Source organism: Ruegeria sp. YKSF070 (genome assembly GCF_059612725.1).
The window spans coordinates 65,551-77,811 of record NZ_JBXWRD010000017.1 but is presented as its reverse complement, the minus strand read 5'-3'; the positions used below and the strand labels follow the sequence as shown (position 1 = coordinate 77,811).

Sequence of the window (12,261 nt, the reverse complement as noted above, 5' to 3'; positions counted from 1 at the left end):
ATCCAGGGCTTGCGCCAATACTTCCGCCCCGCCAGCAGCCGCCAGTCAAAGGCCAGCCCGTTGCCACCGGGCAGGTCCGCACCTGACGGCGGCTTGGCGTCTATCAGCAACTGGTCCGCCACATCGGAATAGAGGTCGATCTGCGCCAGATCGGCTGCCTCGGCCACCCCGATCGCCTTCATGACTGGCAGACCATAGCGTGCCTTCACCTCGGTCACGCGCGCAGGACTTTCCTTGCCGTGAAGCTGAAGCATGTCGAGCGGAACGGCGGCGGTGATGGCGTCCAGGTCCGCATCGGTTGGATTCACCACCAATGCCACCTTGGCCACCCCAACTGGGACCGACACCGCCAGTTCAACCGCTCGGTCCACCGGCAGGTGCCTGGGTGATCTTGCAAAGAACACGAAGCCGACGTATCGCGCCCCCGCCTCAACGGCGACACGCAGCTGTTCTGGATCGGTCAGCCCGCAAATCTTGACGCGAATGTCGTCACCCATTTCAGCGATCAGGCAGCGGCATCATCGAGAATCGCCAGGACCTCGTCCTTACCCTCGTTCTGCTTCTTCTTGAGCGACTTGACTTCACGCTCGAGCTTACGCACCTCGCGGTGCTTTACATCCGCCGTGCGGCGATGCTTGTGCTCGCGCAGCCATTCCCAGACGAAACCTATCACCACGCCCGCCGCGATCCCCCCCAGCACCACCAGAAACAGCGGCAGCGTCAACGAGAAGTTGACCCCCAGCAGATGGGCCAGGTCTTCGGGCAGCAGGCTCAGCGTCACCATCTGGCGATTGGCCAGCGACACCGAAACCAGCACGATCCCAAGCGTTGCAAGAAAGGCGTAGCGAATATAGCGCATCATGGGTCAGGCTTTTCCGTTCAGGCGATCCCTCAGCAGCTTGCCGGTCTTGAAGAACGGCACGTGCTTTTCCTCTACATGGACTGTATCGCCGGTTCTGGGATTGCGACCAATGCGCGCGTCCCGCTTCTTGACCGAGAAAGCGCCGAAGCCGCGCAGTTCGACCCGGTCCCCGCGTGCCATGGCATCGGTGACTTCTTCGAACACTGTGTTCACGATCCGCTCGACATCCCGCTGATAGAGGTGCGGATTTTCATCGGCAATCTTCTGGATCAGTTCCGAACGGATCATGCGCCTGGCCCTCCCAACGCCAAAGGTCGTCATTCTTATGTCAGGGACTATAGGCAGAAAACCCTTCTGCGGAAACAGGTTACCGATTGCGGCCAAGCCATATTTCGCCATTTGCCCACAATTAACCGTCAACAGAGCTGTCATTCAGCAGGGCGATGGGCCCGGATTCCGGGACGAGACCCCCTGCCGGAGCCTTGCCAAGACCGATTGCTGCGCATGCAAAGCCTCTTGATTCGCAGCACTCCGCACCAGCGACAGGTCGGCCCGTTCAACCAGGCCACTGCACCAAGTTCGGTTTTGCCAGCTGGCAAGGATAGAGGTATGAGCCTTTCCAACCACGCGCGAGGAGATATCGACGATATGGACTACAACACCCTTCTCGAGGGGATCGAGGCAGGGATGCTCGCCATCGCCGACAAGGGCCGTGTCGCCGATTACATCCCCGAACTTGCCTCGGTTGACCCTGGCCAGTTCGGCATCGCGCTGGCCCTGGCCGACGGCCGCTGCTTTGCCGCGGGACATGCGGATACGCCGTTCTCCATTCAGTCGGTTTCCAAGGTCTTCACCCTGGCCCTGGCCCTTGGTCGACTGGGAGACAGGCTTTGGCAGCGGGTCGGTCGGGAGCCGTCCGGGCAGCCCTTCAATTCGATCCTGCAACTCGAACACGAGGGCGGCATACCTCGCAACCCGTTTATCAACGCAGGCGCGCTAGTGGTTACCGACGCAATTCTTGCGGGCCATCAACCCCGAGAGGTTCTGGGCGAAATCCTGCGTTTCGTGCGGGCCGCCGCGGATGATGAGAACATCCATATCGACGAGTCTGTGGCGCGCTCTGAAACCGATCACGGCCACCGCAACATGGCGCTGGCGCATTTCCTTGCGGCGCATGGCAATTTCGTAAACAGCCCGGAACTGACCTGCGGCACCTACTTCCACCAATGCGCGATAGAAATGACAGCGCGCCAACTGGCTATGGCTGGCCGGTTCCTCGTCGGGGGCCAAACCGCGCCTTCACTGATCTCGCGCGCCAGTGTACGCCGGATCAATGCTCTAATGCTGACCTGCGGCCACTATGACGGGTCGGGAGATTTCGCCTATCGCGTCGGTCTGCCCGGCAAGAGTGGGGTCGGCGGTGGCATTCTGGTCATCGCGCCTGGCCGGGCCTCGATCGCGGTCTGGTCGCCCGGGCTGAACCCACATGGCAATTCCGCTCTTGGCACGCTGGCGGTCGAACAGCTGGCACGGGCAACGGGCTGGTCGATTTTCGGATAGACCACATCAAGCCCCTGTCAGAACGGAAAAGCCCCGCAGGATCGCTCCTGCGGGGCTCTTTGTTGTCTTTAGGCCGGCGAAGGACTTAGTTGTCGCCCTTCAGCGCCGCGCCCAGGATATCGCCCAGCGATGCACCCGAGTCGGACGAGCCGTACTGTTCCACGGCCTCTTTCTCTTCGGCAATCTCGCGTGCCTTGATCGACAGGCCCAGACGACGGGTCTTGCTGTCGACGTTGGTGACGCGGACATCCACCTTGTCACCGACCGAGAAGCGCTCGGGGCGCTGTTCGGCACGGTCGCGCGACAGGTCCGAACGGCGGATGAAGGATTTCATGCCTTCGTATTCCACCTCGATGCCGCCATCCTCGATCGCGGTGACGTTCACGGTGATGACCGAGCCACGCTTCACGCCGCCCACGGCCTCGGCGAACTTGTCGCCGCCCACCGATTTGATCGACAGCGAGATGCGTTCCTTGTCGATATCGACTTCGGAGACGACGGCCTTGACCACGTCACCCTTGCGATAGTTCTGGATCGCGTCTTCGCCGCGCTCGTCCCAGGACAGGTCGGACAGGTGAACCATGCCGTCGATGTCGCCCGGAAGGCCGATGAACAGACCGAATTCGGTGATGTTCTTGACCTCGCCCTCGACCACGGTGCCCTCGGGATGGGTCTCGGCAAAGACTTCCCACGGGTTGCGCATGGTCTGTTTCAGGCCCAGCGACACGCGACGCTTGGCGCTGTCGATCTCCAGAACCATGACTTCCACTTCCTGGCTGGTCGAAACGATCTTGCCGGGGTGAACGTTCTTCTTGGTCCAGGACATTTCCGAGACGTGCACCAGGCCTTCGACGCCCGGCTCCAGCTCGACGAATGCGCCGTAGTCGGTGATGTTGGTCACGCGGCCGGTATGCACCGATTCCAGCGGATACTTGGCACCGACCAGATCCCACGGATCTTCCTGGAGCTGCTTCATGCCCAGGCTGATACGGTGGGTGTCCTTGTTGATCTTGATCACCTGGACCTTGACGGTCTCGCCGATGTTCAGGATCTCGTTGGGATGGTTGACGCGACGCCATGCCATGTCGGTGACGTGCAGCAGGCCGTCCACACCGCCCAGGTCAACAAATGCACCGTATTCGGTGATGTTCTTGACCACGCCGTCGACGGTCTGACCTTCGGTCAGGTTGCCGATGACTTCGGCGCGCTGTTCGGCGCGGCTTTCTTCCAGGATGGCGCGGCGCGACACGACGATGTTGCCACGGCGACGGTCCATTTTCAGGATCTGGAATGGCTGTTTCAGACCCATCAGCGGGCCAGCATCGCGCACGGGGCGCACGTCGACCTGGCTGCCGGGCAGGAAGGCCACAGCACCGCCCAGATCGACGGTAAAGCCACCCTTGACGCGACCAAAGATCGCGCCTTCGACGCGCTGGTCGTCGGCATAGGCTTTTTCCAGACGGTCCCAGGCCTCTTCGCGGCGGGCCATCTCGCGCGAGATGACAGCTTCGCCACGGGCGTTCTCGGCGGCACGCAGGTAGACTTCTACCTCGTCGCCGATCGAGATCTCAGGCGCTTCGCCGGGATTTGCGAATTCTTTCAGCTCGACGCGGCCTTCCATCTTGTAGCCGACGTCGATGATGGCCTGGCCCGCTTCGATCGCGATGACCTTGCCTTTGACAACCGATCCCTCTTCGGGGGTGTCCATTTCGAAGCTTTCGTTAAGGAGGGCTTCGAATTCCTCCATGGATGCGTTAGCCATGCGGCGTTGATTTCCTTTTCAGTTCGGTTTTTGCTGGCCGAGCGGTTGTCTCCGCCGGTCTTGTTTGATGTCCGCCGGGGCGGCACGGATTGGTCAGACGATCCGGTCTTGTTACCACAAAACAAAGAGGGCCGGATGCTCCCGACCCTGCTCGTCTCATTATTTTATGGCTCAAATCGCCTTATCGACGTGCGCTCTATAGGAGGTTCGGCAACGAAGCGCAAGTTCGTTTGCCGGGCACCCCGTGTTATTCCTTTGGAAATAACCTGCCTGCCTCTAGCATGATCTGACCGGGCAGCGCCCGGCTTCAGGGGGAGAATTTCAAATGACCATTATCAAGAGCAGATTCGAGGATGTCGCCCTGAGCGACAAGACCGTCACCGAACGGGTGTTCGAGGGGATCGACCCAAAGATGACCATCCTGATCGATGGACCCAGCGGGCGCAGCTATAGCGGCGCTCAATTCATCCACGCAGTCAAGGCCCTGGCCGGGGGCCTGACCGAGCGCGGGATGGGTGCGGGCACTTGCGTCGGGCTGATGCTGCCGAACCTGCCGGAATATTGCATCGCCTTTCACGGCGTCGCCTGGGCCGGCGGCACCATCACCACGATCAACCCGACCTATACCGCGCCCGAGGTACATCATCAGCTAAAAGACGCCGGGGCGCAGGTTCTGGTGACCATTCCGGCTTTTCTGGACACTGCACGCGCTGCAATCGAGGGCACCGATGTCGACCGGATCGTGGTGGTCGGAGACGCGCCAGAGGGCATGCTGTCATTCGGCGCGCTGATGGGCACACCGATTGAGCAACAGGTGCCCGTCGACGTGGCCGAGCATGTGGTGGTGCTGCCCTATTCCTCGGGCACCACCGGTATGCCCAAGGGGGTGATGCTGACCCATCGCAACCTCGTGGTGAATATCGACCAGACGCTGCTGCCTGCCGACCTGAACCCGGGCGAGATGACCACCGCCTTTCTGCCGTTCTTCCATATCTACGGCTTGCAGGTGCTGATGAACATATACCTGACCGGCGGTGGCGGTCTTGTGACACTGCCGCGCTTCGATCTGGAGCAGTATCTGGACTGCGTGTCCCGGTACCGCACGCCCCGGCTTTGGATCGTTCCACCGGTCGCCATTGCGCTGGCCAAGCATCCGGTGGTGGCCAATTACGACCTGTCCTGCGTCGAACAGGTGTTCTGCGCCGCAGCCCCGCTGGGCCGCGACGTGGCCGAGGCTCTGGGGGGGCGCATCAGTGCAAAAGTGAACCAAGGGTATGGCATGACCGAGCTAAGCCCGGTCAGTCATGTCTCGCCACGTGGAGAGGGCAAGCCGGGCGCCTCGGGCGTGGCGATATCGAACACCGAGTGCCGCATCGTCGACCCCGAGACCGGCGCCGACCTGCCGCAGGGCGAGGATGGAGAATTGTGGATACGGGGTCCGCAGGTAATGAAGGGATATCTCAACAACGAGGCCGCCACCCGCGCCACCATCGTCGAGGGCGGTTGGTTGCGCACCGGCGACATCGCCCATTTCGACGAGGACGGATTCCTTTATATCACCGACCGCTTGAAGGAGTTGATCAAGTACAAGGGGTTCCAGGTCGCACCGGCCGAGGTCGAGGCGGCGCTGCTGACCCACCCTGCCATCGCGGATGCGGCGGTGATCGGCGCCCCCGATGACGAGGCGGGCGAGGTGCCGCTGGCCTTTGTCGTCGCCGCGGCCGGTCAGGCCGGGCCAAGCCTGGCCGAGGTGCAGACCTATCTCGACACCCGGCTGGCGCATTACAAGCAGGTGCGCCAGTTACAGGTGGTGGATGAGATCCCGAAATCTGCCTCGGGCAAGATCTTGCGTCGCTTGCTGCGCGATGCACAGACAGCAAACTCCTGATGGTACCAGGGGCCGAACATGACAGAGCTGCTCAATCTGCTGGTGATCATCTCGGACGAGCATCGCAAGGACGCGATGGGATGTGCAGGGCATCCCATCGTCAAGACACCCAACCTCGATGCTCTGGCCGCACGGGGCACCATGTTCGATGCCGCCTATACCCCCTCGCCCATGTGCGTGCCGACCCGGGCGGCGCTGGCCACCGGCGACTGGATCCACAGGACCGGCCATTGGGACAGCGCCACGCCCTATGCAGGTCAGCCACGCAGCTGGATGCATGACCTGCGCGATGCCGGGCGCGAGGTCGTTTCCATCGGCAAGCTGCATTTCCGCTCGTCCGAGGATGACAACGGATTTTCGCAGGAGATCCTGCCAATGCATGTGGTGGGCGGCATCGGCTGGGCCGTGGGTCTGCTGCGCAAGAACCCGCCCCCCTATGACGCCGCCGCTGAACTGGCCGCGGATGTCGGGGTGGGTGCCAGCAGCTATACCGACTATGACCGCGCCATCACCGCCGCGGTCGAGGCCTGGCTGGTCGACCCGGCCCGGCAAGAGCGGCCCTGGGCCGCCTTCGTGTCGCTGGTCAGCCCGCATTACCCGCTGACCTGTCCCGAGGAATGGTCCGCGCTCTATGATCCAGACGGTATGGACCTGCCCGTGGGCTATGGCCAGGGCCTGCCGGATCATGCCGAGTTGCGCAACATCGGCGAATTCTTCAATTATGACACCTATTTCGACGCTCAGAAGATGCGCGAGGCCAAGGCCGCCTATTACGGACTTACCTCCTTCATGGATGATTGCGTGGGCCGGGTGCTGGCGACACTTGAGGCCAGCGGACAAGCAGACAATACCGTGGTGATCTATGTCTCGGACCACGGCGACATGCTGGGGGACCAGGGGTTCTGGACCAAACAGGTGATGTACGAGGCCAGTGCCGGCGTGCCGATGATCGCCGCCGGGCCGGGCATCCCCGCAGGGCATCGCGTGTCGACCTGTACCAGCCTCACCGACATCGCCGCGACCGCGCGCGAGGTCTGCGGAGTTGCGGCGCGCGAGGACCTGCCCGGCCTGTCACTTCGCAGTATTGCCACTGAGCCCGATGATCTCGACCGGGCCGGGTTCAGCGAATATCATGACGGCGGTTCACGGACCGGCACGTTCATGCTGCGCTGGGGGCGCTGGAAATACGTGCACTACGTCGGCGAGACACCGCAACTCTTCGATCTGGAGCGCGACCCGCAGGAACTGACCGATCTAGCCCCGCGCGCCGAGGGAGATCCCGACCTGCGCGCGCTGCTGGCCGAAGGCGAGCACCGCCTGCATGCGATCTGCGACCCCGAAGCGGTGAACGCCCGCGCCTTTGCCGATCAGCAACGTCGGATCGCAGAGCTGGGCGGGGAAGAGGCTTGCCGCACCGGCTATAGTTTCAACCATACACCGGTCCCGCAAGAGGGCGACGCGCTCTGACATCGCATCGACGCGCGCGCTGACGGCAGGCGGCCGTTTTCCGCGCCGGAAAACGGCCCGGAAAAATGTCATTTTTCCGGCGCGACCCTGGACATGACCGCGTGAATTCCAGCCGTGGCAAAAGCGATCAGCCGATCCGTACCCGCCTCCTCCGCCCCAGGGCTGAGCGTGTCCAGACGCCAGGCTGAATACACATGGGCCAGCATCGCCGAAACCGCATAGATCTGCCCCATCGCCGCCTGCCCCGGTGCCGCATCGGGGTAGAGTGCGGCGATCTCTGCGATGAAACGCTGCGCGGTGGGGTCGAAACACTCTGCCGCCAGCGCGCTCCAGCGCGGATCGGCCGAGACATGCGCCAGCAGCCGCCCATAGGCGGCCCAATGCGGTCCGCCCTCACGAGCCAGCGTCACATAGGGCCGGATAAAACAATCAAGGATGGTCGCCAGATCGAGCGAGCCTCGCCCCCGCGCCGCCTCCAGCGCCTCGATCCGGATGCGCGACAACTCTCCCGCGCGGCGCGAGACGACAAGGTGAAACAGCTCTTCCTTGCTACCGCCGTGATGCGCCACCAGCCCGCCCTGCACCCCAGCCGCCTTGGCGATATCGCGAATCGAGGCGCCCTCGAATCCGCGCGCGGCAAAGAGCTGCTCCGCCGCATCCAGAATGCGCGCCCTGGTCTGCAAGGACCGCGCCGATGGCGCCCGTTGCCGTTGTTTTTCCAAAACAAACATCCCTTTTGCAAATTATCTTGCCTTATTTTGAACGATCGTTCAATCTAAAAGCAACGGGAGAACAGCGATGACAGAAACGCGCGACAGATTTGCCCTGATCGGGGCAGGTCCGATGGGGCTGGCCATGGCCAAGGTGATGCTGGAACAGGGCATCGCCTTTGATGGGTTCGAGCTGCATTCGGATGTGGGCGGGCTGTGGGACATCGACGGGCCCCGCTCGACCATGTATGACAGCGCGCATCTGATCTCCTCCAAGCGGATGACCGAGTTCACCGATTTCCCGATGGAGGACAGGGTCGCCGAATACCCCTCGCACCGAGAGCTGAAGCGGTACTTCAACGCCTTCGCCGACCGCTTTGGGCTGCGCGAACATTACCGTTTCGGGGCCGAGGTGCTGCGGTGTGAGCCGCTGGGCGGGCCGGGCGAAGGATGGCGTGTCACGTGGCGCGACGCAGAGGGGGAGCACACGGAAACCTATGCCGGGGTGATGATCGCCAATGGCACATTATCCGAGCCCAACATGCCGGAATTCAAGGGAACATTTGACGGCGAACTGATTCATTCCTCGGCCTACCGCCACCCCTCGCAATTCGATGGCAAGCGGGTGCTGATCGTGGGGGCGGGCAATTCCGGCTGTGACATCGCGGTGGATGCGATCCATCACGGGGTGATGTGCGACCTGTCGATGCGGCGCGGATACTACTTTGTACCGAAATATGTCTTTGGCAAACCGGCCGATACGCTGGGCGGCATGATCAAGCTGCCCATGTGGCTGAAACGGCGGGTCGATGGCATGATCCTGAAATGGTTCGTGGGCGATCCGCAGAAGTACGGCTTCCCCAAGCCCGACTACCAGCTGTATGAAAGCCACCCGGTGGTCAATTCGCTGGTCCTATATCACGCGGGACATGGCGATCTGCGCATCCGTCCCGATATCGACCGTCTCGACGGAAGCCAGGTGATCTTTGCCGATGGCTCCAGCGAGACCTATGACATGATCCTCGCGGCCACGGGCTACAAGCTGTTTTACCCGTTCATCGAGCGCGACCTGCTGAACTGGCAGGGCGACGCGCCGCATCTTTACTTGAACGCGCTGCATCCAGAGCGCGACGACCTCTTTGTTCTGGGCATGATCGAGGCCAGCGGGCTGGGCTGGCAGGGCCGCCATGAACAAGCCGAGATGGTGGCGCGCTATATCACGGGCCTGCGCACGGGCAACAAGGCGGCGGCAGAGTTGAAGGCTGAGAAATCGGCAGGCTTTGAACGGGCGACCGGCGGCATGAACTACCTCAAGCTGGCGCGCATGGCCTATTACGTGGACAAGGCCACCTATCGCGGCGCGGTGACCGGATGGATCAAACGGCTGAAGGACACGCGAGCATGACCGGCATAGACGATATCCTGCTGAACTTTTCGCCCGCCTCGCTGATGCTGCTGAACGCAATCCTTGCGGTGGTGATGTTCTCCATCGCCATCGACCTGACGGTCGAGGATTTCCGCCGCCTGTCGCACGGACCGAAACCGGTGCTGGTGGGGCTCTTCTCGCAATTCGTGGTGCTGCCGGTGCTTACCTTTGCATTGGTCTGGCTGACCGCGCCGCACCCGTCGATTGCGCTGGGCCTCATTCTGGTGGCGGCCTGTCCGGGTGGCAATATCTCGAATTTCATCACCCATCGGGCCGGCGGCAACGCGGCGCTGTCGGTGTCGATGACCGCCTTTGCCACCGTGGGCGCCATTATCATAACACCCGCCAATATCGCTGTGTGGGGGAGCCTGTATCCCCCGACCCGCGCCATCCTGCAAGAGACCCATATCGACCCTGTGCAGATCGCCATCACGGTCGGGCTGATGCTGATCCTGCCACTGATCCTGGGCGTGACGCTGAACATGCGCCGCCCTGCCCTGACCGCCCGGCTTCGGCGGCCGCTGAAACTCTTGTCGATGGGGATTTTCATAGCGTTCATCATACTCGCTCTGGCTGCAAATTGGGGGTACTTCCTGAGTTTCGCCGGAGCTGTCGCCGGGCTTGTGATCCTTCACAATGCCCTGGCTCTGGGGGGCGGCTGGGTTGTGGCCACTCTGACCCGGCTGTCCCCTTACGACCGGCGCGCGGTGACGATCGAAACCGGTATCCAGAACTCGGGCCTTGGCCTCGTGCTGATCTTTGCGTTCTTCAACGGGCTGGGCGGCATGGCGGTCGCAGCAGCGTTCTGGGGGATCTGGCACGCGATCTCGGGCCTTGGGCTGGCCATGCTGATGTCGCGGACCGAGGCCAGACGATGAGCCGCATCCTGATCACCGGTGCGGCGGGCATGGTGGGACAGGCGTTGTTGGCCGAACTGTCCGGCCAGCAGGTCTTTGCCACTGACCTTGCGCGACCCGATCCGCTGCCCGAGGGTATGCCCTATTTCAAGATGGATGTGACGGGCGATGACCCTGACCGGGTTATTGCCAAGGTTCAGCCGGATGTGGTCATTCACCTCGCCTCTATCGTGTCACCCGGTGTGGCGCGCGAGGTCGCCCATCGCGTCGACGTCGGCGGCACGCGGGCGGTGCTGGAAGCCTGTCTGGCGCACGGGGTGCGGCGACTGGTGGTCACCTCGTCAGGCGCGGCCTATGGCTATCACGCCGACAACCCGGTGCCGCTGCGCGAAAGCGACCCGCTGCGCGGCAATCCCGAGTTCGCCTATGCCGATCACAAACGCCAGGTCGAGGAGATGCTGGCCCAGGCGCGCCAGAGCGCGCCCGAGCTGGAACAGGTGGTGCTGCGGGTGGGAACGGTTCTGGGCGCGGGCACCGAGAACCAGATTACCGCCCTCTTTCACAAACCCCGCCTGCTGGCGGTGCGCGGATCGGAAAGCCCGTTTGTCTTTATCTGGACCCGCGATCTGGCCCGTATTCTGGCGCGGGCAGCGGGAGATGGGCCAGCGGGCATATTCAACGTGGCGGGCGATGGGGTGATGGGGGTTTCGGACCTTGCACACGCCCTGGGCAAGCCGGTGCTGCGCTTGCCAGCCTGTGGCCTGAAAGCGGCACTCGCGCTCGCGCGGCCGCTGGGTCTGTCGCGCTATGGGCCCGAACAGGTGCGGTTCCTGCAATATCGCCCGGTGCTGGCCAATGACGCGCTGAAACAGGTGTTCGGCTATACACCCGAGCTGACCAGCGCCGAGGTCTTCGACCTCTGGCGGCGCGAGGTGGGGTTGTGAAGCGGGCGGTGATCTCAGGGGGGGCTGGCGGGTTGGGCCGGGCGCTGTCGGATACGCTGCAAGCGCGCGGGTGGCATGTAACGCTGCTCGATCGCGATATCTCGACCATCGAGGCTGGCGAGACCCAGCGCGTCATTCAATGCGACCTCACCGATCCCGGCCAGCTGGCCGCGGCCTGCGCCCTTGCCAGCGGGCCGCAAGGGGTGGACCTTGCCGTCTATAATGCCGGCATCACCCAGATCGGCCTGTTTGCAGACAGTGACGAGGCCAGCCATCGCCGGGTGTTCGAGATCAACTATTTCGCTGCCGTGAACATGGCCCGCGCCTTGCTGTCGCCCGTGCGGCAGGCGCGCGGCACCCATCTGGCGATTTCCTCGGTGGCGGGGTTCGCGCCGCTATACAGCCGCACATCCTATGCCGCGTCCAAACACGCTCTGGAGGGGTTTTTCAAATCGTTGCGGTCCGAGGAGCGCGCGCATGGGGTGCGGGTGCAAATCGCGGCGCCGTCCTTTGTGGCCACCAATCTGGGCAATGCGCAGGCGCAGCCCGACGGCATCGCCCGGCCCGGCTCGGCCACGGACGGGATGGACTACATGACGCCCGAGGCGGCAGCGGCGACCATTTTGCACGGCCTCGACCGGGGCCGCGACATGATCCCGGTGGGCCGGGTGGCATGGCTGGCCTGGTGGATCAACCGGCTGTCGCCGGGCCTCTATCAACGGTTGATGGAAAGTAAAATCGGACGCGGCTGAGAATTTTCCCGGCACCCCTCTTGACCTTCCCGT

The 12,261-nt window shown here is 63.0% G+C and carries 12 protein-coding genes; 7 read left to right on the top strand and 5 right to left on the bottom strand.

The genetic code is table 11. The annotated features are described in order from the left end of the window. From AC2FL1_RS11380 to ihfB, 3 genes are all read right to left on the bottom strand, one after another. Positions 1 to 497, bottom strand: a 497-nt coding sequence (locus tag AC2FL1_RS11380) for a phosphoribosylanthranilate isomerase (RefSeq protein ID WP_496876992.1), incomplete at its 3' end; no start/stop codon positions are given. 8 nt (positions 498 to 505) lie between these two features. Beyond that, positions 506 to 859, bottom strand: coding sequence for a lipopolysaccharide assembly protein LapA domain-containing protein (locus AC2FL1_RS11375; RefSeq protein WP_496829202.1), 354 nt, complete (start codon positions 857 to 859; stop codon positions 506 to 508). A gap of 6 nt (positions 860 to 865) precedes the next feature. After that, the gene (ihfB, locus tag AC2FL1_RS11370) at positions 866 to 1,150 is read right to left on the bottom strand and encodes an integration host factor subunit beta (protein ID WP_011046553.1); all 285 of its coding nucleotides are present in this window, start codon (positions 1,148 to 1,150) and stop codon (positions 866 to 868) included. Between the two features lie 360 nt (positions 1,151 to 1,510). Here ihfB and AC2FL1_RS11365 point away from each other — a divergent pair, with 360 nt between their 5' ends. Further along, positions 1,511 to 2,422 carry a glutaminase gene (locus AC2FL1_RS11365; protein ID WP_496876994.1) on the top strand — a complete coding sequence of 304 codons (912 nt, stop codon included), beginning with the start codon at positions 1,511 to 1,513 and terminating at the stop codon, positions 2,420 to 2,422. 85 nt (positions 2,423 to 2,507) lie between these two features. Here AC2FL1_RS11365 and rpsA read toward each other — a convergent pair whose 3' ends face one another. After that, positions 2,508 to 4,184, bottom strand: a complete 1,677-nt coding sequence (rpsA, locus tag AC2FL1_RS11360; RefSeq protein WP_496829061.1) for a 30S ribosomal protein S1 — start codon at positions 4,182 to 4,184, stop codon at positions 2,508 to 2,510. Positions 4,185 to 4,509: 325 nt separating this feature from the next. On the opposite strand from rpsA, the gene AC2FL1_RS11355 reads away from it, so the two are divergent. Both AC2FL1_RS11355 and AC2FL1_RS11350 read left to right on the top strand, forming a co-directional pair. After that, positions 4,510 to 6,072 (top strand): AMP-binding protein, encoded by a 1,563-nt coding sequence (locus AC2FL1_RS11355; RefSeq protein ID WP_496829063.1) that lies wholly within the window; start codon positions 4,510 to 4,512, stop codon positions 6,070 to 6,072. 18 nt (positions 6,073 to 6,090) lie between these two features. Beyond that, on the top strand, positions 6,091 to 7,539 hold the full coding sequence (locus AC2FL1_RS11350) for a sulfatase family protein (protein WP_496876991.1): 1,449 nt from the start codon (positions 6,091 to 6,093) through the stop codon (positions 7,537 to 7,539). Between the two features lie 68 nt (positions 7,540 to 7,607). Here the strand turns inward: AC2FL1_RS11350 and AC2FL1_RS11345 are convergent, their stop codons facing one another. Next, complete coding sequence (locus AC2FL1_RS11345) at positions 7,608 to 8,222, bottom strand: TetR/AcrR family transcriptional regulator (protein WP_496876990.1); 615 nt, start codon at positions 8,220 to 8,222, stop codon at positions 7,608 to 7,610. Positions 8,223 to 8,337: 115 nt separating this feature from the next. Between AC2FL1_RS11345 and AC2FL1_RS11340 the strand changes: the two genes are divergently transcribed. Genes AC2FL1_RS11340 through AC2FL1_RS11325 form a run of 4 tightly spaced genes read left to right on the top strand, consistent with a single transcriptional unit; the run spans position 8,338 to position 12,228 of the window. After that, the gene (locus AC2FL1_RS11340) at positions 8,338 to 9,654 is read left to right on the top strand and encodes a flavin-containing monooxygenase (protein ID WP_496876989.1); all 1,317 of its coding nucleotides are present in this window, start codon (positions 8,338 to 8,340) and stop codon (positions 9,652 to 9,654) included. Further along, the gene (locus tag AC2FL1_RS11335; RefSeq protein WP_496876988.1) at positions 9,651 to 10,553 is read left to right on the top strand and encodes a bile acid:sodium symporter family protein; all 903 of its coding nucleotides are present in this window, start codon (positions 9,651 to 9,653) and stop codon (positions 10,551 to 10,553) included. The genes AC2FL1_RS11340 and AC2FL1_RS11335 overlap by 4 nt, the downstream gene beginning before the upstream one ends. After that, on the top strand, positions 10,550 to 11,476 hold the full coding sequence (locus tag AC2FL1_RS11330; protein WP_496876987.1) for an SDR family oxidoreductase: 927 nt from the start codon (positions 10,550 to 10,552) through the stop codon (positions 11,474 to 11,476). Before AC2FL1_RS11335 ends, AC2FL1_RS11330 begins: the two co-directional genes overlap by 4 nt. Beyond that, positions 11,473 to 12,228 carry an SDR family NAD(P)-dependent oxidoreductase gene (locus AC2FL1_RS11325; RefSeq protein ID WP_496876986.1) on the top strand — a complete coding sequence of 252 codons (756 nt, stop codon included), beginning with the start codon at positions 11,473 to 11,475 and terminating at the stop codon, positions 12,226 to 12,228. The genes AC2FL1_RS11330 and AC2FL1_RS11325 overlap by 4 nt, the downstream gene beginning before the upstream one ends. Positions 12,229 to 12,261: the final 33 nt, after the last annotated feature.